This window comes from Nissabacter sp. SGAir0207 (genome assembly GCF_005491205.1).
Lineage (GTDB): Bacteria > Pseudomonadota > Gammaproteobacteria > Enterobacterales > Enterobacteriaceae > Chimaeribacter.
The window spans coordinates 1372684-1394403 of the sequence record NZ_CP028035.1 but is presented as its reverse complement, the minus strand read 5'-3'; the positions used below and the strand labels follow the sequence as shown (position 1 = coordinate 1394403).

Sequence of the window (21720 nt, the reverse complement as noted above, 5' to 3'; positions counted from 1 at the left end):
TGTTATGACGAAGAATTTCGCTCCCCTTTTTCTGGCGCTGCTGCTGGCGGGCTGTACCGTCGGCCCGGACTACCAGCGCCCGCCCGCCCCGATGACCGCCCAGTTCAAGGAGGCGAAGGGCTGGACGCAGGCCACGCCGCAGGACGCCGCCGCCAAGGGCGACTGGTGGGCCGGTTACCATGATCCGGTGCTCTCCAGCCTGTTGGCGCAAGTGCGCATCTCCAACCAGAACGTGGCGCAGTATGCGGCGCAGTACCGTCAGGCACAGGCGCTGGTCTCTGGCGCGCGCGCCAGTTTCTTCCCGACCGTGACCGGCACCGCGAGCAGTACCCGCAGCGCCACTTCCGGTGGCTCGCCCGGCAACAGCCATCAGGCACAGGTGGGGACCAGCTGGGAGCTGGATCTGTGGGGCAAGCTGCGCCGCCAACTGGAGGAGGAGAGCGCCACCGCCGATGCCAGCGCCGCCGAGCTGGCGAACATTACCCTGAGCGCCCAGTCGGAGCTGGCGCAGGACTATTTCCAGATCCGCATTTTGGATCAGCAGATTGCGCTCTACCAACGCAGCGTGGCGGCCTATGAGCGTTACCTGACGGTGATTGAGAACAAGTACCGCGCTGGCAGTGAGTCACGCGGCACCCTGTCGCAGGCGCAGACCCAGCTGGAGAGCGCCCGCGCCTCGGCGCAGGATTTGCAGTGGCAGCGCGCCCAGCTGGAGCACGCGGTGGCGGTGCTGATGGGCCGCCCACCGGCCACCTTCACGCTGGCCGTTGCGCCGCTGACCGCCACCCTGCCGGCCATTCCCGCTACCCTGCCCTCGCAGCTGTTGCAGCGCCGCCCGGACATCGCCTACGCCGAGCGCAGCATGGCCGCCGCCAACGCCGCGGTGGGGGTGGCGATTGCCGGTTACTACCCGGATCTGACGCTGAGCGCCAGCGGCGGCTACAGCAGTTCGACGCTGCATAATTTGATCTCCGCGCCGAACCGCGTCTGGTCGCTTGGCCCAGAGTTGAGCGGCACCCTGCTGGACTTCGGCGCGACCCGCGCCAGTGTTGAGCAGGCGCGCGCCAGCTATGACGCCAGCGTCGCCAGCTACCGCCAGAGCGTGCTGACCGCCTTCGAGGAGGTGGAGAACTATCTGGTCAAGCTGAACACGCTGGAGGGCGAACTGGCCACCCAGCGCCGCGCCGCCGACGCCGCCGCGGAGTCCGCGCGCGTGACCTACAACCAGTACCAAGCCGGGATGATCGACTATCTGGATGTCGCCACCACCGAGGCGACGCGCCTGTCGCAGCAGCAGAGCGTGCTGTCGTTGCAGGGCGAGCAACTGGTCGCCAGCGTGCAGTTGATTGCCGCGCTGGGGGGCGGGTATGGGGGGCCTGGCTGAGGCCCGGGCAGCACCAGTTTTAGGCACTGGGTGCCTGGGCCTCGCTAGTTTCGGGCACTCGGGGGTGCCTGTGGCCTCATCAGGCCGGAGACTGGTTTCGGTTGTTCGGATTCATTCGTCTACCTGTGCTCCCGAGCCTCAACCGAGCAGGGCCTGCCGGCGCGCCGGCCCTGCACCACGCGGGTGTGTTTAACCTTCGGTTTGGCACTGTCTTTTTCTGCTTTGGCTTTCGTGGTTATCTTTGGCACCGCTGGGGCCGGAGAAGGGTTTCGGTTGTTCGGATTCATTTGTCTACCTGTGCGCCTGCGCCTCAACCGAGCAGGGCCTGCCGGCGCGCCGGCCCTGCACCCGCGCGCGTTGGGGTGCCCCGGCTAATTATTGCCCGCTACCGCGGGTACCCTCCGTCAGCTTCCGGCCTGTCGGGCCGCGGCAGACGCGCTCCCAGCGCGACTGCCACTTTCGCGCACATCCCTGTGCGCTCACCCGGCCCGGAATCCTCCGTCGGCAATAATTAACGCCCCCACCTCCTCTGCAAATCCTCGGCTATGTGAGGAAATAGTTGGGGCGGAATATGGGGGGATTATTTTTGTTTAAAGGGTAATGGGTTTTATGCGGTCGGGTATGTAGTGTTTAAGGTATGCCTTAGACAAAAATACAATCAGCTCCAAAGCCAATCCATTCCACCTTCCAATAAAAAAGCTCCCCAACTATTTCCTCACATACTTACAGCGCGCAGAGGAGGTGGGGGCGTTAAATCATTGCCGAGTGGAGTCGCAGGGCCGGGTGAGCGGGCAGGACGCCCGCGAAAGGGCCAGCCGCGCCGGGAGCGCGTCTGGGCCGGCCCGGAAGCCCGGAGACGCAGCGAGGGTCACCCGCGAGAGCGGGCAATGATTAGCCACTTCACCCCAAAGCGCGCGGGTGCAGGGCCGGCGCGCCGGCAGGCCCTGCTCGGTTGAGGCTCCGAGGCTCAGGTAGACAAAGGAACCCAAACAACCGAAACCCTGCTCCGGCCTAAGCAAGGCCACAAGCACCCGCAATGCCTGAAAACCTGCGCGCCCACGGGCATCCGCCATGCCCGATCCCACCTTTACACTTATTGACAAAACGTGCCCTTTCTCCCTGAAACGCCCGCGTTTTCAGGCTATTCCCGGCAGCATACTTGCAAACTCTCGATTAGGCTCTAGCTTGAAAGAGTCACTTTTATTGGCGCAGCGGTTTGCTGCCATAACATGATGAGACCTATGAACAGCGATAAAAATAACGCGTCACAGGACGCATCTGCACCGGAGGAGTCCGGGCATCGGGATAACGCCCAGCGTCAACACGATAATGGGCAGGGCAAACAGGAAAAACAGGACAACCAGAAAGGATCGGATAACGATCAGGATAAACAGGACGATAAGGAGGGCGGCAAGCGCAAAGGCCCCGGCAAGAAGCCGCTGATTATCCTCGGCGTGGTGGTGGTGGTGATTGTCATCGTCGCGCTGATCTCCTGGTTCCTGACACGTAATCAGGAGACCACCGATGACGCCTTCACCGAGGGCGACGCGGTGACCATCGCGCCAAAAGTGGCTGGCTATGTCACCGATCTGGCGGTCAACGACAACCAGCTGGTGAAAAAAGGGCAGCTGCTGGTGAAAATTGACCCGCGTGACGCCGTTGCGGAGCGTGACCGTGCGCAGGCGCAGCTCGGCACGGCGCTGTCGCAACTGCATCAGTCGCAGGTGCAACTGGATCTGGCGAAAGTGCAGTATCCGGCGCAACTGGCACAGGCCAAGGCGCAACAGGCGCAGGCAGAGGCCAATCTGGTCAACGCGCAGGCGGACTACAAACGCCAACGTGGCGTGGACCCGCGCGCCACTACCCAACGCAACATCGATGCCGCCAACGCGCAGCTGCGATCCGCTGCCGCGCAACTGGAGAACGCCAAGGCACAGGTGCAGGTGGCGTCACAGGTGCAGTTGCAGATCCGTCAGGCTCAGGCCAACGTCGAAGCGGCCCAGCAACAGGTCGAGCAGGCGAAAGCCCAGCTGGAAACCGCCAACCTCAACCTCTCCTACACCGAGGTGCGCGCGCCCTTTGATGGCTACGTCACCAAACGCAATGTCCAGCTCGGCACGCTGGTACAGGCCGGATCCTCGCTGTTCTCGCTGGTCTCGCCGAACATCTGGGTCACCGCCAACTTCAAAGAGTCCCAGCTTGAGCGGATGAACCCCGGCGACAAAGTGGAGGTCAGCATCGATGCCTACCCGGACATCGAACTGCACGGCCACATAGACAGCATCCAGCAGGGATCGGGATCGCGCTTCTCCACCTTCCCGGCGGAAAACGCCACCGGCAACTATGTGAAAATCGTCCAGCGCGTGCCGGTGAAAATTGTCATCGACAGTGGGCTGAACCCCAACCAGCCGCTGCCGCTCGGCCTGTCGGTGGTGCCTAAGGTCACGGTGGAATGAGCAACGATCGTCAATGGCAACCCGCCAGCAACCCGTGGGCGGTGGCGGTGGTGGTGACGCTGGCGGTGTTCATGGAGATCCTGGACACCACCATCGTCAACGTGGCGCTACCCCACGTCGCCGGCTCGCTCTCCTCCAGCTATGATGAGTCCACTTGGGTGCTCACCTCCTATCTGGTGGCGAACGGCATCGTGCTGCCCATCTCGGCTTTCCTGAGCCGGGTGTTCGGCCGCAAGACCTACTTCCTGATCTGCATCACCATGTTTACCGTCAGCTCCTTCCTGTGCGGCATCGCCACCGAACTGTGGCAGATGATCCTGTTCCGCATCATGCAGGGCTTCTTCGGCGGCGGACTGCAACCGGTGCAGCAGTCAGTGTTGCTGGACTACTTCAAGCCCGCCGATCGCGGCAAGGCGTTCGGCCTCTCCTCTATCGCCATCATCGTCGCGCCGGTGGTTGGCCCGACGCTCGGCGGCTGGATCACCGACCACTACAGCTGGCGCTGGGTCTTCTTGATCAACATCCCGGTCGGCATCCTGACGGTGCTGGCAGTGATGCAGCTGCTGGAAGATCCGCCGTGGGAGAAGAAGGTGGAGAGCAAGAAGCTGAGCATCGACTACATCGGCATCGGGTTGATCGCCCTTGGCCTCGGCTGTTTGCAGGTGATGCTCGACCGCGGCGAGGATGATGACTGGTTCCAGTCCAGCTTTATCGTGCTGTTCGCCACGCTGGCGGTGATCGGCATTGTCGGCGCGGTCTACTGGCTGTTCTACGCCAAACGGCCGGTGGTAGATCTGCGCTGCCTGCTTGACCGCAACTTCGCGGTCGCCAGCCTGCTGATGGCTGGCATGGCGATGATCCTCTACGGCAGCTCGGTGCTGATGCCACAATTGGCGCAGCAGCAACTGGGCTACACCGCCACCCTCTCCGGGCTGGTGATGTCGCCGGGGGCGATCTTGATTGTGCTGTCGATCCCGCTGGTGCTGAAGCTGATGCCGATCATACAGACGCGGATCATCATCGCCTTCGGCTTCTTCCTGCTGCTGATGTCGTTCGTCTACTCCAGCCATCTGGTGCCGAATGTCGATTTCGAAACCATGGTGCTGATGCGCAGCGCGCAGTCTATCGGGCTGGGCTTCCTGTTCGTGCCGCTGACCACCATCGCTTTTGTGACGCTGTCACCGAAATTGAACGCCGATGGCGCGGCGCTGTTCACCATGTTCCGTAACGTGGCCGGGTCGATCGGCATTTCGCTGGCGACGGCGGCGATCACCGAGCGGTCGCAGGCGCACAGCGCCCATATGGTCAGCCACATGACGCCGCTGGATGAGCAGTTCCGGCAGGCGGTGCAGCAGGGCGCGGAGGCGATCCGCAACTTTACCGGGCTGGCGGGCGACCCAACGTCGCTGGCGACCGGCCAGCTTTACCAAGAGATGATCAGCCAGACCCGCATTCTGGCCTATAACGACGTGTTTATGCTGTGCGGGCTGATGTCGCTGATCATGATTCCACTCTGTTTTTTGCTTTCGCCGATCAAGAGCGAAGGCAGTGCGGGAGGGCACTGACATGGCTGTCTCTACTCTTTACTCCCTGCGGGCGCCCTTCCGCCTGCGGGCCACGGTACTCCTGACGGCGCTGGCGCTGGCAGGGTGCGCGGTCGGGCCGGACTACCAGCCGCCGCGCGCCCAGACGCCCACCGCCTTCAAGGATGTGCAGACCCCGACAGAGGCCAGCTCGAAGGCGCTGGCCGCCTCCCCTGACCCGGCGTGGTGGCGTAACTTCCGCGATCCGCAGCTCGATAGCCTGATCGCGCGCGCCATCAACGGCAACCTGACGCTGCAACAGACGGTGCTGCGCATCGCGGGCGCGCGTGAGCAGGTGACGCAGGCGCAGGGGGCGTTCTTCCCCTCGGTGAATGCCAATGCCAGCGTCAACCGCCAGCAGCTGGGGCTGGAGGGCATTTTGAAGGCGCACGACGTGCGCGGCCAGCTGGAGGAGAATGAACCCGGCTCCGGCGAGATCCTCGACAGCGCCACCCAGCCGGTGACGCTGTTCCAGGGCGGCTTTGACGCCTCCTGGGAACTGGATCTGTTCGGCAAGACCCGCCGCTCGGTGGAGGCTGCCGACGCCCAGCGTCAGGCCAGCATTGAGCGGCGCAATGACGCGCTGGTGTCGCTGGAGGCGGAGGTGGCGCGCACCTACCTGCAACTGCGCGGCGCCCAGAGCGTGTTGCAGACGTTGCAAACCCAGATCGACATCGCCCAGCAGACGGTGGAACTGACCCAGAGTCAGGCACAGAACGGGCTGGCACCACAGCAGGACGTGGAGAACGCGGGCGCGCAGCTGACCTCGCTGCAATCCCAGCTGCCAACCTACCAGTCCCAGACGCAGCAGGCGATGAATGCGCTGGCGGTGCTGGTCGGCCAGCCGCCGGGCGCGCTGGATCGTGAGTTGCAGGCCACCAAGGCGCTGCCAGCGATCCCTGCCGTGGTGGCGGTCGGTGTGCCGGCCGAACTGGCGCGCCGCCGCCCGGATGTGCGACAGGCGGAAGCCTCACTGCACGCCGCCACCGCCGAGATTGGCGTCTCGGTGGCGCAGCTCTTCCCCAGCCTGTCGCTGACCGGCCAGATCGGGATGCGCAACACCGACACCGACTACCTGACCGACTGGAGCAGCCACTTCTACGCCTACGGGCCGCAGATCTCGCTGCCGATCTTCCAGGGAGGGCAGTTGGTTTCCAGTGTGCGGCTGGCGCGGGCGCAGCAGGCCAGCGCGGCGCTGGAGTACCGCCAGACGGTGCTGACCGCGTTGCAGGATGTGGAGAATGCGCTGGTGAGCTACCGCACCGATCAGGATCGCACTGAGCGGCTGGAGCGTACCGCCAGCTCGTTGCAGAACGCTTACGATCTGTCACGCGAAAGCTACCGGCAGGGCATCACCACCTTCATCAACGTGCTGGATGCCCAGCGGCAACTGGCGCAGGCGCGCCAGCAGGCCACCGAAGCGCACGTGCGCACCAGCACCGATCTGGTGGCGCTCTACAAGGCACTCGGCGGTGGCTGGCAGCCCTACCAGAGCATCAACCCTACCCAGTATTCGGTGTTTGGCCCGGCCGTCACCGTTCCCTGATCCCAGCGCCCTGCGGGGCGCTATTTCCTCCCCCACGCCCCTCTCCCCCGGCTAAAAAGTGAAATCGTGACTGCTTTTTAAACAATTGCGCGGCGAAAGCATTTTATGTCACTGCGAAAAAAATCCTTACATCTCTTTGTGTTAATCATGCTTTAAAGAAATCACACCATTTCACTTTTCACTTTTTTGTTGAAAAAAGTTTCGATTTCATGAAAATCACTGATGCGTTCCCACGCAGACCCTGCTGACTGGCCACCTATAAGCGCCAGCGGCGTCACTGCGCATCGCCTGCGAACGCCTTTCCTACTCACAGCAGCCGCTGCCCTGCGCCCCACTCCGGCGCGGGGATCTGACCTTTTTCCTGCCCGGTGCAGGGACATGCTTTTGGGATCGCTATGTTGCCTCAATGCCACTTCAATTTGTTACGCGCGCGTGTTGCGCCCCTGCTCCTTCTTGCGCCGTTCAGCGCACTGGCCGCTGGCCACGGCGTCGAGGCGCGCAATGACGCGATGGGCGGCGTCGGCGTCGCCTCCTCACTCTACGGCTCGGCCGTGCTCGCCAACCCGGCGCTGATGACCCAAGCCGCGGAAGGCGCTGGGGTCAGCGTGATCCTGCCCGCGGTGGGGGTGCAGCTCACCGACGGTGACCATACGCTCGACAAGATCGATCAGATCCCCGATGCGATTGCCCGCTTTCGCACCGGGGTGACCGACTACGCCAGCCTGCGCGGCGCGGCGGGCAGCCTCGCCAGCCAGTTGCGCGAGGTACAGGGCAACCGCGCCTGGGGCCACGCGGGCGCGGCGCTGGCGGTCACCCTGCCCGACGACGAGTGGCCGATGGCGCTGGTGGTGAATGCCTACGGCAGCGCCCGCGTCACCGCCGAGATCGATCAGGGTGATATCGACTATCTGCAACAGATTGCCGATGGCCGCCGCCTGCCGCGGCCCGGCGATCAGGATCAGCTCACCTCGCGCGGCCACGGGCTGGCGGCGCTGGTGACGGATTACGGCGTGGCGTTGGCGCACCCCTTCCGCGTCGGTGGGATGCCGGTGTCGTTCGGCATCACGCCCAAGATCCAGCACACCGCGCTGTTCAACTATGACCGCGCAATCTATGACTACGACAAGTCAGACCTGACCAGCGGCCGCTACCAGCGCAACCAGACCGGCTTCAACCTCGATGCTGGCCTTAGCGCCCAGCCGGGTCGCGACTGGACGCTGGGGCTGAGCGCCCGCAACCTGGTGCCGCGTGACCTCGACACCAAAGAGGTGGAGGGCCGCCGCGACACCTACCGCATCCGCCCGCTGGTGACCAGCGGCGTGGCCTGGCAGCATGAGCGCCTGACCGCCGCGCTGGACGTCGATCTGACGCCCGACAGCCGCTTCCGCTCCGAGGGCAAACGCCAGTATGCCGGTGCGGGCGTCGAGTACCGGGCGCGCGAATGGCTGCAACTGCGTGCTGGCTACCGCGCCGATATGCGCTCTACCGACGCCAATGTGGCCACTGCCGGTGTCGGCCTCTCCCCCAGCCCGCGGGTGCGGCTCGATCTGGCCGGCATGGCCGGTGAGGAGCGCACCTGGGGGGCGGTGGCGCAGTTGAGCCTGACCTTCTAAGGAGATTCCTGTTTTGCCGCTGCCCGGCGGCAAAACCTCCCCTTTTCCCACAATTGCTCCTAAACTCCTCTTATGGATAAAGAAAAAGAACTGAAACGCAGCAAGCGCAACGCCCTGCTGCTGCTGTTGGCGGCTGCCGCCATCTTCCTCATCACCCTGTTCTTGCCGCGTAACCTGTGGGTAGACGGCGTCAAGGCCGTGTCAGAGGCGGCAATGGTCGGTGCGCTGGCGGACTGGTTCGCCGTGGTGGCGCTGTTCCGTCGAGTGCCGCTGCCGCTGGTGGGCGCGCACACCGCCATCATCCCGCGCAATAAGGCCAAGATTGCCGATAATCTGGCGCTGTTCGTGCAGGAAAAATTCCTCGACGCCAACTCGCTGGTCGGGCTGATCCGCCGCTATAACCCGGCGGGGATGCTGGCCAGCTGGCTGAATGCCCCCGGCAATGCCGACCGCATCGCCAACTATCTGGTGCGGCTGCTGCGCGGCCTGTTCGAGATGACCGATGACGTGCGCATCCAGCGCTTCTTGAAGAAGGCGCTGTTCACCCTGATTGACAAGCTTGACCTGACCAGTTCGGTCGCGGGCATTCTGGAGAGCATGACCAAAGAGGGCCGCCATCAGGAGCTGCTCGACAGCGCGGTGAGCCAGCTGATTCGCACGCTGCAACAGCCCAACACCCGCGCCACCCTGTCGCGCCAGATTGTGCGCTGGGTGAAGCGCGAGCACCCGATCAAGGAGAAGATCCTGCCGACCGAGTGGCTGGGCGAGCATGGTGCGGAGATGATCGCCAACGCCGTCGGCACGGTACTGGATGAGGTGAGCGCCGATCGCGGCCACGCGCTGCGGGTGCGCTTTGATCTGGCGGTCGCCGGGTTTATTGAGCGCCTGAAGCACGATCCGTCGATGGCGCAGCGGGCGGAGGAGATCAAGGAGTACCTGAAGAGTGACGAGACGCTGAGCACCTATGTCCGGGCGCTGTGGGGTGACCTGCGTGAGTGGATGCGCGCGGATCTGGAGAAACCGGACTCGCTGCTGCAACAGAAGATGCGCGACGCTGGCCGCTGGGTGGGCGAGACGCTGGCACAGGATGAGAACCTGCGCAACTCCCTCAACCGCCAGCTGGAGCAGGCCGCCGGCAAGATGGCGCCCGATTTCGCGGCCTTCCTGACGCAGCACATTAGCGATACGGTGAAGAGTTGGGATGAGCGCGAGATGTCGCGCCAAATTGAGTTGAACATCGGCAAGGATCTGCAATTTATCCGCATCAACGGCACGCTGGTCGGTGCCTGCATCGGCCTGCTGCTCTACCTCTTCTCGCTGCTGCCGCTGCTGTTGCGCTAAGGCAGGCGCGCCGCCCGGAAGCGGCGCGCCCTGTCAGGTTACTGCACGGTTTTGCTGAAGGCGTCCACTGCCAGGATGGCGTTCGCCACATCCTCTGCCGTCAGGTTGGGGTTGAGGTTCTTCAGCGTGTCGCCCTCACTGCCAGCCAGCGCGCCAATCTTGACCAGATTCTCGAAGCTCTCCTGCTCCAGGTGCATCTCCGCCAGCGTGGTCGGCATCTTGATGGCGCGGTAGAAGCGCACGTAGGCGGCGATCTCCTCGTCCGGGCGCTGCTCCAGCACCATCTGCGTCAGGGTGCCGTAGGCCACCTTCTCACCGTGGGTCAGGTGGTGGATGTCACCCTGCACGGCGGTAAAGCCGTTGTGGATGGCGTGTGCGCCCGCCAGCCCGGCATTCTCAAAGCCCAGCCCGGAGAGCAGCGTATTGGCCTCCACCACCGCTTCCACCGCTGGCGTCACCAATTTTTGCTCCACTGCCTTATAGGCGCTGTAGCCGTAGGTCAGCAGCGTGCGCTCGCAGGCTTCGGCAATCGCCATGCCCGCGATGGTCGGGTCGCCATCCACCATCGATTTGGCGTGGGCGCGCTTCACCGCCTGCGCCTCGACGTAGGTCGCCAGCCCATCGGCAATGCCAGAGGCAAACAGCCGCGCCGGGGCCTGCGCGCAGACCGCGGTGTCCACCAGCACCAGATCCGGGTTTTTGTCATAGAAACGGTAGCTGTCAAACACCCCTTCGTCGGTGTAGATCACCGAGAGCGCGCTGCACGGCGCATCGGTGGAGGCGATGGTTGGCACAATCGCCACCGGCTGGTGCAGCTCGTCTGCCACCGCCTTGGCGGTGTCCAGCGTCTTGCCGCCGCCCAGCCCCACCACCAGCGTGGTGCCCGCCTGACGGGCGCTGTCCGCCAGCCGGCTGATCTCATTGCTCGAGGCCTCGCCGTTGAAGCGCTCAAAGTGCAGCGCCACCTCCGCCTCTTTCAATGCGCGCTGCACGCGCTCGCCGACAATCTTCCACACCACGTCATCCGCGATCAGCAGCGCATGGTTGCCCAGCGCGGGCAAGTAGCGGCCCAGCTCATCCATCACGCCGCTGCCCTGCACATATTTACGTGGTGACGAGAAAACAAATTTACTCATACTCACTCCTCCGGATGTGATAACCAATCTGGCTGTGGCGGCAACCTGCCAACGCAGCAGGCTGTCGCGACGATGTATATTTGATGTTAATTTTTAACATTAGATATACATAATCCACCGCCAGTACGCTTTTCCTGGCTAAGCCTAGTGCATCATGGCGCAGGGCGAAGTGAGGTACAGGGGAAAACGCATGATTTGCAAAGTGAATCGCAATAATCTTTATCACTGATCAATTATGAAACGCTTTATTTTCGTTTCTCCCGATAGGTTCTGCGCAAAAAGTCATGGCCTATGATCGCCGTGAATACCGGGCACCCTGCCCTATATTCGGCGATTTTTTTTGACCAGATGAGAAAAATGACAAATAAAAGTCTGTAGCAATCCCCATGCCCGCACGGCATTTAATGCAAATTGAAAAGTTATCCTGCGTCCTGTTTGGCAAATTCTGGCGAAAAAAAAAGAAATGGGTGAAAAAATAGCGGAGGCTTTCCTATAATCATCCGGTAGCTCCGTCACCTATTAAGGAAGAGATGAATGAAACCACTATTTCTGACGGCCGCATTGTGGCTGGTGATCGGCACGCCTGCCCTGGCTTCCCACCATACCACGGTCGCCAATTATGATCAGGCGAGCCTACGGACATTGGACGCGCGTTACCCGGCCACGGCGATTGCGCGCAGCGGCTGGGCCATCCAGCCAAATAGCGCGGTGCGCGCGCAGGCCAGCGCCCAAGGTAATCTGCCGGTGCAGCAGCAAATAAAAAGCGAAAAACCGCACGCGCCCCACGCGATTATTACCCAATAATCCCGGCGCGTCTGGCCCCGGCCGATGGCTGGCAAACTTTTGAAAAATGAGTAGTAATCCCGGAAAACACCCCGGCAAATTGCCGGGGGCGGCATGGGCTAATTAACGCATCTGGCGGTCGTCAATATATTGCCGTTTATCTGCCGGCGGCGGGAAATATTGGTAGAGCCAGGTATCACTCAATGTCTCCTGGCCAGAGCGCAGGAACATGCGTAATTCCACCGGATCGGCCTTATCGCTATCGGGATACCAGTCAAACAGAATGCGATAACCATTCATCGGCTCGACATAGAGAATTTCAATATTATTGATGCGGCCGGCGGAGGCATTAATCACCGGTTCGATCCCTTTATCCGCGTAAGATTTCAGGTCACCGCCAATATAATCGACGGCAAACCGGCGTGCCCAGACGGTCGGGTAGTGCTCGCCCGGCGCCCACCCCTCCGGGAACCCGCCCATGCCGGTGCGCGTCGCCTTGACGTTGGCCAGCGGGCTGCGCGCCGGTGGCTGGGCGCACCAGTGGAGGCGGTAGCGGTAGCTGTGCTGCTGCCCGGCCTGCAACGGCTCGGCCGGCTGCCAGAAGCAGACGATGTTGTCGAGGGTCTCGCCGGTGGTCGGGATCTCCATCAGGTTTACCGCCCCCTTGCCCCAGTTGCCGACTGGCTCCACCCACAGGCTGGGGCGTTTGCTGTACCAGCCAATGATGTCCTGATAGTTCTCGAAGTCATGGTCGGTCTGCAACAGGCCGAAGCCGCGCGGGTTTTCGTCGTCGTAGGCGTTGAATTGCAGGCGCTGCGGGTTGTTGAGCGGGCGGCAGATCCACTCGCCATTGCCGCGCCACATCGCCAGCCGATCCGAGTCATGGATCTGCGGGTGGATGGTGTCGCACATGCGGCGCTCGTTGGTGCCGCAGCTGAACATGCTGGTCATCGGCGAGATGCCAAGCTGGGTGATGGTCTTGCGCGCGTGCAGGTGCTTCTCAATGTCCATCACCACCCGGTCTTTTTCGCAGTGGATGGTGAAGCGGTAGGCGCCGGTGGCGCTTGGGCTGTCGAGCAGCGCGTAGACGGTGAAGGTGGTGTCTGCTGGCGAGGGGCGATCGAACCAGAAGGCGGTGAAGTCCGGGAACTCCTCGTGGTCGGAGAAGGTGTCGATCGCCAGCCCGCGCGCGGAGAGGCCATACTGGTAGGTGTCATCCACCGCGCGGAAGTAGCTGGCCCCGAGGAAGGAGACCACGTCGCGGCGCGTCAGCTCCGGGGCCTTGTTGACCTTGAAGCCAGCAAAACCGAGGCTCTCATGCCCCTCCAGCTGTTTGGTGTCCACGCCCGCATCGTTGTAGTTGAACAGCGCCGGGCGGAAGTGGATCTCGCGTGCCTGATGCTTCTGCGCATCCACCGAGAAGACCCGCACCCGGCGCTTGAAGCCCATGCCGACGTGGAACAGCTCCACATCCAGCTGGCGGTCGGGGCCGTTGCCATTCCACAGCGAGTGGTCATGGTCATACTGGATCTTGTTGTAGGCTTGCGGCGTCAGGCCAGCCAGGGTCGGCGGCAGCGCGGCGGGCGGCCCGCCATAGGGGGCGGCGGCCAATTCCTGCGCCATGGTTTGCAGGGTGGAGAAGTCGAACGGGGTCACGTCACCGTCGGCCACTTCCGCCGCGGCCGCGGTGCGGCTGAACAGTGACGACATTGCCGGCATACCGCAATAGGCGGCGAATGCCAGTGAAGCTTTGAGAAATGCTCTTCTTTCCATGCCTGGAGAAGTTCCTGTGCTGGGCAAAGTATCAGTCCGGGCGCTCTGGGCGGCTCATCATGAACCGGGCCGGCGCGCCGGGGCTCGAAAAGTTACGACATCAAGGGTTGCGGAAAATTCATGGAGTGAACAGCCCAATGCCCAACGATGCCAGCACCTTACGCGTTGCCGCGCAGCGTGGAGAAGTTCCGCAACGCCGCAGTGTAAGCGGGCTGCGCACCCGCCGCAATATGGTGGTTGGCGGTTGACGAAAAGTTCATCCGGCACGGCTTTTTCAGAAGATTCTGGCGCGGCGATTGAGAAAAATTGGCGGAAAAACCGGCGGACGGGATTTCCCTCCCCCACCCGCGGCACGCCCGCCTGATCGGCAATCACCCCGACCTGCTTCCACGGCCTTGTTGCCCTGCACAGCCCGGCCACGTCGTTCCCAATCGCCACCGGTAGCGGATGAGTTTTTTAAGTATGTTGTAATGATAATGCGCTTGCGCACGGTTGACTTGTTGTGGTGGGCGGCGGATGCCGTACACTGCCCTTTTTGCCTGAGAGGATCGCCATGAGCCATTTCCGCCCGGTCGCCCCGGAACACGCCAGCCGCCTGCTGAACCACGGCCCAACCATTCTGATCACCAGCCGCAGCGCGGACGGCACACAGCGCAATGTGATGGCCGCCGCCTGGTCAACGCCAGTGGAGTTCACCCCGGCGCGCGTCGCCATCGTGGTAGACAAAGCCACCCTGAGCCGGACGATGATTGAGGAGAGCGGCGTGTTCGGCATCTGCGTGCCGACGGCCGCCTTTGTCGATACCGCCTACGCGGTCGGCAGTGTCTCGGGCCGCGACGGCGACAAGTTTGACCGCTTCCAGATCGCCAGCCAGCGCTGCCCGGAGAGCGGCGTGCCGCTGATTGAGTCGGGCTGCTCGGCCTGGCTGGCCTGCCGCCTGCTGCCGGAGCCGAACGCGCAGACGCGCTACGACACCTGTTTCGGTGAGGTGGTGGCCGCGGCAGCCGATGAGCGGGTCTTCCGCGACGGGCGCTGGATGTTCACTGCCGAAAACCGTGAGCTGCATGCGATCCACCACTTGGGCGGCGGCCGCTTTGTGCTGACCGGCGACAGCATCCAGGCCGCGCCACTCTGAGTGTTCACTGCGGCTGGGCGCGGCCGCTGGTTTTGCGGTACTGCAACGGGGTCTGGCCCATCAGCTTCTTGAAGCTGGTGATGAAATAGGGCGTATCGGAGAAGCCGCTACGCTGGCCAATCTGCTCCACCGTCAATTCGCTGTTGCGCAGCAGCTCGCAGGCGCACTTGACCCGGCGGGTCACCAGGTACTCCTGGATGGAGCCGCCGGTCTCCTGGCTGAAGACGCGAGAGGTGTAGCTGCGCGACAGGCCAATCGCCAGCGCCAGCCGCTCCAGCGAGAATTTGCTGTCATAGTTCCCCTCAATCCAGTTCATCACCTTGGTGGCGGTGGTCTCGACCCGCGCCGGGTGCGGCGCATCCTGCTGTGGCATAAAGCTCATCAGTTGCAGCATCAGCACCGCTACATCCTCCAGCTGGTGCTGGTTCTGCTGGCAGAGGCGGTGGAAGCTCTCAAGCTGGTAATCCAGGTGCTCGGCCTGCTCGCTGAGATCGTAGACGCGCGCCGGCCCCTGGCTGTCACAGAGTTGGTGGAAGATCCTCTGCCGGGTGGGAAAGGGTTGCAGGGTGCTCTCCAGTACCACGTTCTCCACATGCAGCGTGGTGCGCTCATAGGGATTGGCGGCCCCCTGCTCGACAAATACCTTGTGCAGCTTGAAGGGTGGGAAGATGAACATCCGGCCGGGGCGCAGGGTGTACTGCTGGTTATCGACAATCACCAGCCCGTAGCCGCGCATCACAAACAGGATCTCAAGGCACTGGTGCCAGTGGTAGTAATTGGCGCTGGTCGCGCTTATTCGGTTGAAGGAGATATAACGTTCATTAAGGGCAATGCGTTCCAAAAAATCATTTTCCGCCATTCGGAGGCTCCCGGCTGAGGTTTTATTATTGTTGAAACCCTTTCCCTTTATGGCGAAGACAACAAAATGAAGTTTTTGCGCGTTTTTTTATAATTTAGCCCACTTTAGACCTTGAAAATCAACGTTTATTTTGCAATGCCCGCTATTTTGTGAGCGAGCTAACAAATGGTAACGCACGGCTCCCTGTACTATTCGCTGCGTCGGCCGGACGACGGTTTTAAATAAATTGATTTCAAGATTAGCGTAATTTTTTATTTCCCTGGCGTTTTTTAACCTTATTTCTTTCACCCAGTCCTGAATGTCAGGAGGCCCTGATGTGTCCTGAAAACCGATCTGTGCCCGCCGCGCCGCAGCCGGCGGAACTTGCCACCCGGCCGCAGATGCAGGCGGCCCTGAACCGGCTGCTGGCGGCGGTCGAGCCATACTGCCAGCCCGGTGCCAGCGGCATCCCGCTCGGCCACTTTACCGCCCACTATGGCCCACGGGTGGCGGAGATGGAAGCGCTGGCGCGCCTGCTGTGGGGGATCTTCCCGCTGCTGGCCGGTGGCGGCCAGCCAGCCGCGCTGCCCTTCTGCCTGACCGCGATTGATCACGGCACCGATCCGGCGCATCCCGGCTACTGGGGCGAGGTGGGAGAGTATGACCAGCGCTGCGTGGAGATGGCGGCCTTTGGCGTCGGCATGGCGCTGCTGGGGCCGCGCTGGCAGACGCTGTTTGCTGCGCCACAGCAACAGCGCATCACGGCCTGGCTGGCGCAGGGGGCGGAGGCGGCCATCCCGGACAACAACTGGCACTACTTCCCGATTCTGGTGCAGGTCGGTTTCCACCGCACCGGCCAGCCCTATGATGCCGACTGCGTGGCGCGCCACTTCGCCAGCATGGAGCGCTACTATTTGGGCGACGGCTGGTATGCCGACGGGCCGGGGCGGCCGCGCGACTACTACATCTCGATGGGCTTCCACTTCTACGGCCTGCTCTACGCCACCCTGATGGCCGATGAAGACCCGGCGCGCGCCGCCTGCCTGCGGGAGCGCGCCACGGCCTTCGCCCAGGACTTCATCCACCAGTTTGCCGCCGACGGCTCCGCCATCCCGTTTGGTCGCAGCCTCACCTACCGCTTCGCCGAGGGGGCGTTCTGGAGCGCGGTGGCCTTCTCCGGCCTGCCGGTGTTCAGCCCCGGCGTCGTCAAGGGGCTGGTCTTGCGCCATTTGCGCCACTGGCTGCAACAGCCAATTTTCGACCGCGACGGGGTGCTGAGCATCGGTTACCACTACCCGAATCTGGTGATGGCCGAGGATTACAACGCCCCCGGCTCCCCCTATTGGGCGCTGAAGCTGTTTCTGGTACTGGCGCTGCCCGAGGAGGGCGCCTTCTGGCAGGCGGAGGAGCAGCCGCTGCCGCCGCTGGATCGCCTGCGCGCCCTGCCCCACGCTAGCCAGCTGATTGTGCGCGACGCGCCGGGCGATCACCTCTACCTGCTCACCGCTGGCCAGCTGGAGCTGAATAACTTCGTCAACAGCGGCCCGAAATACACCAAATTTGCCTACTCCAACCGCTTTGGCTTCTGTCTGGAGCGCGGGCGCTATGGCCTGCCCCATGCGGCGGTGGACTCCATGCTGCTGCTGGCGGAGGAGGATGAGTACTGGCGCGGGCGGCGCGAATGCCACGAGGTGGTGACGCGCGCTGACCTGATCTTCTGCCGCTGGTCGCCGTGGCGCGATGTGCAGGTGGCGAGCTGGCTGATCCCGGCCGGTGACGGCCATCTGCGGCTGCACCATCTGGTGACGGCGCGCCAGCTGGCCTGCGCCGAGGGGGGCTTCGCGGTGATCGCCGCACCTGACACCCGCATTAGCCAGCCCTCCGGCGGCCGCTGTGAGATTGCGGCGCGCAACGGCGTCAGTGTGATCCAGAGTTTGGATGAGGACGAACGGCGGCAGGCGGAGTGGGTGCGCACCCCGCCCAACAATAACCTGATGTTCGCGGAGACCGCCGCCATCCCGGTACTGCGCGGGGTGCTGCCGCCCGGCGAGCACTGGCTCGCCTGCTGGGTGGCGGCCAGCCCACAGCCACAGCCGGATGATCCCCCGCAACTGGTTCGCACAGCGCAGCGGCTGACCCTGACCTTCCGCCACGGCCAGCGCCATATCTGGCTCTGACCCCCTTTCCGGCCCGCCAGCCACCGGCGGGCCTCCCTGACCCTGTACAGGAGAGTGCCTATGGACGCTTCCGCCCCGGCCGTTGCCCGCACGGCCTACATAAAGATGAGCAGCTTTATCTTTCTCTACTTCTTTACCTGGTCGGCCAGCTTTGGCCTCTACGCGCTGTGGCTGAGCCAGAAGGTGGGCCTCGACAGCATGACCATCGGCACGGTATTTGCCGTCAACGGCGTGTTCGCCGTGGTGATGAAGCCGCTCTATGGCTACATCATGGACAAGATCGGCATGAGCAAGCGGCTGCTCTGCTTTGTGGTGCTGGTCTCCGCGCTGATGGCTCCCTTCTTTACCTACCTCTACCAGCCGCTGCTGGTTTCACGGCCGCTGGCTGGCATTTTGCTCGGCGCACTCTACCTCAGCCTCGGCTGGTATGCCGGGGTGGCGGCGTCGGAGTCCTATGCCGATCGCTTCAGCCGCCTCTATGGGCTGGAGTTCGGCCAGATCCGCATGTGGGGATCGCTGGGCTGGGCGCTGGCTGCCGCCGCCTCTGGCGTGCTGTTCAACCTCTCGCCGCTGTTCAACTTCTGCCTGAGCAGCGCCACCTCCCTGCTGATGCTGGCGGTGCTGGCCAGCCTGAAGATTGGCGAGGCGCAACTGCGCAATAACCAGGTGATCGCTGAACAGAAGATCGTGTTTGCCGACGTGATCCTGCTGCTGCGGGATCGCAAATTCTGGATGTTCAGCCTCTATGTGGCGGGCGTTGCCTGGATGATGTTTATCGCTGAGCAGCAGTTCCCGCGCTATTTCGTCTCCTTCTTTGCCAGCCAGCAGCAGGGCAACGCCCTCTACGGCTACCTCAGCACGCTCCAGTCCGGGCTGGAGTTTTTCATGATGATGGTGATCCCCTGGCTGGTGAACCACTTCGGTGCCAAGAAGGGGCTGCTGCTGACCGGCGTGGTGGTCGGGCTGCGCCTGATCGCCTCCGGGCTGGTGCATGAGGCGTGGCTGATCGCGCTGATCAAGCCGCTGTATGGCCTGGAGATCTCGCTGCTGCTGATCTCGGTGTTCAAGTATATCGCGGAGCACTTCCCGAAACGGGTCAACGCCACCATGTACCTGCTCGGCTATCAGGCGATGATCTATGTCGGGTCGGTGGTGGTCGCGCCGCCCGCTGGCTACCTCTATGACCGCATCGGCTTTGGCTCCACCTACCTGCTGATGGGCACCACCGCCCTGCTGTTCACCCTGGTGTCGGCCTTTACCCTGTCAGCCTGCCAGAGCCGCCGCGCCGCGCGCCCGGCACCGCCGACGGCCGATCTCTCCCGCCCTTAACCTTTTATCAGGAGAAGCGTATGACTTTCCCCTTTACCCCACCCGATCACCCGCGGTTCGCCGCCCATCTGGAGCAAGCCTGGGCCACGGTGCTGGCGCGCCTTGACGCCACCCGCCTGCTGGTTGGCGAACGGTTCCCGGCGGAGACCTGCGCCAACGGCCACTACCCGGTGCGCGATAACGTCGAGTGGACCACCGGGTTCTGGAGCGGCCAGCTCTGGCTGGCGTACCAGCGCACCGGCAACCCGGCCTACCGCGCGCTGGCGGAGCGGCATGTCATCTCTTTCGGCCAGCGCATCGTGCAGCGCATCGATACCGCCACCCATGACCTTGGCTTCCTGTATACCCTCTCCTGCGTGGCCGCCTGGCGGGTGACCGGCAGCCCCAGCGCGCGCGGCATCGCCCTGCTGGCGGCCGAGGCGCTGCTGGAGCGCTTTAGCCCGCAGGCGGGCATTATTCAGGCATGGGGGGATCTGGATGACCCGGCGCAGCGCGGGCGGATGATCATCGACTGCAACCTCAACCTGCCGCTGCTCTACTGGGCCAGCCAGCAAACTGGCGATGGCCGCTTCGCCACGGCAGCGCGCACCCATGCCGAGCAGGCGGCGCGCTATCTGGTGCGCCCGGACGCCTCGACCTTCCATACCTTCTATATGGATACCGAGAGCGGCGCGCCACGCTTCGGCAATACCCATCAGGGCTACGCCGACGACTCCTGCTGGGCGCGCGGCCAGGCCTGGGGCATCCTCGGCTTTATGCTGAGCTGGCGCTACACCGGCGACAGCCAACATGTCGCACTGGCGCGGCGGCTGGCGGACTACTTCCTGCCCCGCCTGCCGGAGGATGGCGTCTGCCACTGGGATCTGGCGCTGCTCGGCACCGGGGCGTTGCGTGACAGTTCGGCGGCGGCGATTGCGGTGTGTGGGCTGCTGGAACTGGCGGCGGCGCTGCCACCGGCTGAGGCGGGCCGCTACCATGACGCCGCCTGTTTCATCATGCAGAGCCTGACAGTGGACTACCTGAGTGCGCCCGACGAGGTGGGCAGTGGCTTGCTGAAACATGCGGTCTACCATCTGGCGGACAATAAGGGGGTGGATGAGTGCTGTAGCTGGGGGGATTACTTCTACGTCGAGGCGTTGACGCGGCTGACGCAGGTGTGGCAGCCCTACTGGTAAAGGCAGGCGGGGCCGCGCCCCGCCTCTCCCTATGGCATCAGCGCCTGCAACCGGTGGCGCTGCTGGCCCTGCTCGTCAAAGTTCTCTGGTGCCAGCCACTGCGCCAATGCCTGCCGCACCGCTGGCCACTCGCTGTCCAGCAGGGCGAACCATGCAGTGTCGCGGTTGCGCCCCTTGGTGACGATCGCCTGCCGGAAACAGCCCTCATACTGGAAGCCATAACGCAGCGCTGCGGCGCGTGACGGCGCGTTGAGGCTGTCGCACTTCCATTCACAGCGGCGATAGCCGAGATCGTCAAACAGGTAGCGCAGCATCAGGTAGATGGCCTCGGTGCCGGTGCGCTGACGCTGCATCCGCAGTGACCAGTTGATCCAGCCCAGCTCTGCCACGCCATGCACTGGCTGTATGCGCATAAAGGCCGCGCTGCCTACCGCCTCGCCACTCGCCTTGTCAATCACCGCCATGTGCTGATCCTCACTGCCGGCCAGCCCCTCCAACAGCGCCTGAAACCCACGCTGGTCTGCCGGACGCTCCACGGGCAGGTAAGTCCACTCCTCGGTATGTGGCACGCTGTAGTAGGCATCATAGAGCGCCTGACGGTGGCGTGCCGGCTCCAGCGGCTCCAGTCGGCAGTAATCGCCCGGCAACATGATGCGGGCAGGCCGCGGGCGGGCAGTCCAGCCGGTTAAGGGTTCGCCGATGGGCTGGCCGAAATGATTAATGACAGGCATAAATTTCATCCTTGTACCAGTTAGTGCCCCCAATGAAAGCTATCGCGCTGGTAGGGGGCGGTAAGTGGGAGGGAATCAGGTGATTTCACCTCGTTATATGACAACAACTGCCTGATGTTACTCAGAAAAAATCAGATTTTGTCGCAGAAATCTACACAACCGGTTAACGGCAAAAGAGGCAAATCCCCGATGAAATCCGGGCGATTTCACATGCAACTGTTTAGATTTATAGATTATTCGTACAGCTAAAATGCTTTTACTTCACAAAATTGAATAAAAAGCATACGCGCAGGCTGTAAAATGAGTTACAAAATACGCACGCATACGTGATTTTAGTTTCAAAAATGTTGCAAATTTGTGGAATATCTGAGCATTTTTAAACTAATTCTCATTCCCTAAACGGGCCCCATTATTTAACTTGTTGTTTTTAAAATATAAAATATCACACCTGCTGTATAAAAAACAACCACATCAGTGGCATCAAGAAATGGTTAAGCAGCGCCGAACAATAGATGAATTATTTTTAACAGTTACCCAAACAAAGATAACTTGTCTATAACACCCACTTCTCGCCCCAACAGCGCCAATGCGCCGTCTATCAGCATTTATCCTAACCTGAACGAGGTAGACCCCCCGTTTTGACCCCCCAGAACCCGGTTTACCAACCCCCACTGACTTAAGGCAAATTTATAGTTAACGGGGAAACAGCGGCATAGTCTT

15 protein-coding genes are annotated in these 21720 nt (G+C 62.6%); 11 read left to right on the top strand and 4 right to left on the bottom strand.

Annotated features, from left to right (window positions below; all coding sequences use genetic code 11):
- The first annotated feature begins 4 nt into the window (after positions 1–4).
- The 6 genes from C1N62_RS05925 (at position 5) to C1N62_RS05900 (ending at position 9923) form a co-directional block, all read left to right on the top strand.
- Positions 5–1384, top strand: coding sequence for an efflux transporter outer membrane subunit (locus C1N62_RS05925; protein WP_137762753.1), 1380 nt, complete (start codon positions 5–7; stop codon positions 1382–1384).
- A gap of 1232 nt (positions 1385–2616) precedes the next feature.
- Entirely contained in the window at positions 2617–3840 is a 1224-nt protein-coding gene (locus C1N62_RS05920) for an HlyD family secretion protein (RefSeq protein WP_240775763.1), read from the top strand.
- Positions 3837–5405, top strand: a complete 1569-nt coding sequence (locus C1N62_RS05915) for a DHA2 family efflux MFS transporter permease subunit (RefSeq protein ID WP_137762751.1) — start codon at positions 3837–3839, stop codon at positions 5403–5405. The genes C1N62_RS05920 and C1N62_RS05915 overlap by 4 nt, the downstream gene beginning before the upstream one ends.
- A 1-nt stretch (position 5406) precedes the next feature.
- A complete protein-coding gene (locus tag C1N62_RS05910; RefSeq protein ID WP_137762750.1) occupies positions 5407–6969 on the top strand; it encodes an efflux transporter outer membrane subunit in 1563 nt (520 codons plus the stop codon).
- 395 nt (positions 6970–7364) lie between these two features.
- Positions 7365–8582 (top strand): conjugal transfer protein TraF, encoded by a 1218-nt coding sequence (gene traF, locus C1N62_RS05905; protein WP_137762749.1) that lies wholly within the window; start codon positions 7365–7367, stop codon positions 8580–8582.
- A 72-nt stretch (positions 8583–8654) separates the two neighbouring features.
- The gene (locus C1N62_RS05900; RefSeq protein WP_137762748.1) at positions 8655–9923 is read left to right on the top strand and encodes a DUF445 domain-containing protein; all 1269 of its coding nucleotides are present in this window, start codon (positions 8655–8657) and stop codon (positions 9921–9923) included.
- A 38-nt stretch (positions 9924–9961) separates the two neighbouring features.
- On the opposite strand, the gene C1N62_RS05895 is transcribed toward C1N62_RS05900, so the two are convergent.
- On the bottom strand, positions 9962–11059 hold the full coding sequence (locus C1N62_RS05895) for a glycerol dehydrogenase (RefSeq protein WP_137762747.1): 1098 nt from the start codon (positions 11057–11059) through the stop codon (positions 9962–9964).
- Between the two features lie 534 nt (positions 11060–11593).
- Here C1N62_RS05895 and C1N62_RS05890 point away from each other — a divergent pair.
- Entirely contained in the window at positions 11594–11863 is a 270-nt protein-coding gene (locus tag C1N62_RS05890) for a hypothetical protein (protein ID WP_137762746.1), read from the top strand.
- Positions 11864–11965: 102 nt separating this feature from the next.
- On the opposite strand, the gene C1N62_RS05885 is transcribed toward C1N62_RS05890, so the two are convergent.
- Entirely contained in the window at positions 11966–13615 is a 1650-nt protein-coding gene (locus C1N62_RS05885) for a glucan biosynthesis protein D (RefSeq protein WP_137762745.1), read from the bottom strand.
- Positions 13616–14168: 553 nt separating this feature from the next.
- On the opposite strand from C1N62_RS05885, the gene C1N62_RS05880 reads away from it, so the two are divergent.
- Complete coding sequence (locus C1N62_RS05880) at positions 14169–14750, top strand: flavin reductase family protein (RefSeq protein WP_137762744.1); 582 nt, start codon at positions 14169–14171, stop codon at positions 14748–14750.
- 4 nt (positions 14751–14754) lie between these two features.
- On the opposite strand, the gene C1N62_RS05875 is transcribed toward C1N62_RS05880, so the two are convergent.
- Positions 14755–15609 (bottom strand): AraC family transcriptional regulator, encoded by an 855-nt coding sequence (locus C1N62_RS05875; protein WP_137762743.1) that lies wholly within the window; start codon positions 15607–15609, stop codon positions 14755–14757.
- 314 nt (positions 15610–15923) lie between these two features.
- On the opposite strand from C1N62_RS05875, the gene C1N62_RS05870 reads away from it, so the two are divergent.
- Genes C1N62_RS05870 through C1N62_RS05860 form a run of 3 tightly spaced genes read left to right on the top strand, consistent with a single transcriptional unit; the run spans position 15924 to position 20269 of the window.
- Positions 15924–17765 (top strand): DUF2264 domain-containing protein, encoded by a 1842-nt coding sequence (locus C1N62_RS05870; protein WP_370465586.1) that lies wholly within the window; start codon positions 15924–15926, stop codon positions 17763–17765.
- Positions 17766–17825: 60 nt separating this feature from the next.
- A complete protein-coding gene (locus C1N62_RS05865; RefSeq protein ID WP_137762742.1) occupies positions 17826–19094 on the top strand; it encodes an oligosaccharide MFS transporter in 1269 nt (422 codons plus the stop codon).
- A gap of 20 nt (positions 19095–19114) precedes the next feature.
- Positions 19115–20269 carry a glycoside hydrolase family 88 protein gene (locus C1N62_RS05860; RefSeq protein ID WP_137762741.1) on the top strand — a complete coding sequence of 385 codons (1155 nt, stop codon included), beginning with the start codon at positions 19115–19117 and terminating at the stop codon, positions 20267–20269.
- A 29-nt stretch (positions 20270–20298) separates the two neighbouring features.
- On the opposite strand, the gene C1N62_RS05855 is transcribed toward C1N62_RS05860, so the two are convergent.
- Positions 20299–21000, bottom strand: coding sequence for a GNAT family N-acetyltransferase (locus tag C1N62_RS05855; RefSeq protein WP_137762740.1), 702 nt, complete (start codon positions 20998–21000; stop codon positions 20299–20301).
- Positions 21001–21720 lie beyond the last annotated feature (720 nt).

Excerpts from the sequence above, each read along its gene's own strand:
- traF (WP_137762749.1), top strand. The coding sequence starts at position 7,365 with ATGTTGCCTCAATGCCACTTCAATTTGTTACGCGCGCGTGTTGCGCCC.
- C1N62_RS05865 (WP_137762742.1), top strand. The coding sequence starts at position 17,826 with ATGGACGCTTCCGCCCCGGCCGTTGCCCGCACGGCCTACATAAAGATG.
- C1N62_RS05880 (WP_137762744.1), top strand. The coding sequence starts at position 14,169 with ATGAGCCATTTCCGCCCGGTCGCCCCGGAACACGCCAGCCGCCTGCTG.
- C1N62_RS05900 (WP_137762748.1), top strand. The coding sequence starts at position 8,655 with ATGGATAAAGAAAAAGAACTGAAACGCAGCAAGCGCAACGCCCTGCTG.
- C1N62_RS05925 (WP_137762753.1), top strand. The coding sequence starts at position 5 with ATGACGAAGAATTTCGCTCCCCTTTTTCTGGCGCTGCTGCTGGCGGGC.
- C1N62_RS05915 (WP_137762751.1), top strand. The coding sequence starts at position 3,837 with ATGAGCAACGATCGTCAATGGCAACCCGCCAGCAACCCGTGGGCGGTG.
- C1N62_RS05885 (WP_137762745.1), bottom strand. The coding sequence starts at position 13,615 with ATGGAAAGAAGAGCATTTCTCAAAGCTTCACTGGCATTCGCCGCCTAT.
- C1N62_RS05875 (WP_137762743.1), bottom strand. The coding sequence starts at position 15,609 with ATGGCGGAAAATGATTTTTTGGAACGCATTGCCCTTAATGAACGTTAT.
- C1N62_RS05870 (WP_370465586.1), top strand. The coding sequence starts at position 15,924 with ATGTGTCCTGAAAACCGATCTGTGCCCGCCGCGCCGCAGCCGGCGGAA.
- C1N62_RS05910 (WP_137762750.1), top strand. The coding sequence starts at position 5,407 with ATGGCTGTCTCTACTCTTTACTCCCTGCGGGCGCCCTTCCGCCTGCGG.
- C1N62_RS05890 (WP_137762746.1), top strand. The coding sequence starts at position 11,594 with ATGAAACCACTATTTCTGACGGCCGCATTGTGGCTGGTGATCGGCACG.
- C1N62_RS05895 (WP_137762747.1), bottom strand. The coding sequence starts at position 11,059 with ATGAGTAAATTTGTTTTCTCGTCACCACGTAAATATGTGCAGGGCAGC.
- C1N62_RS05920 (WP_240775763.1), top strand. The coding sequence starts at position 2,617 with ATGAGACCTATGAACAGCGATAAAAATAACGCGTCACAGGACGCATCT.
- C1N62_RS05855 (WP_137762740.1), bottom strand. The coding sequence starts at position 21,000 with ATGCCTGTCATTAATCATTTCGGCCAGCCCATCGGCGAACCCTTAACC.
- C1N62_RS05860 (WP_137762741.1), top strand. The coding sequence starts at position 19,115 with ATGACTTTCCCCTTTACCCCACCCGATCACCCGCGGTTCGCCGCCCAT.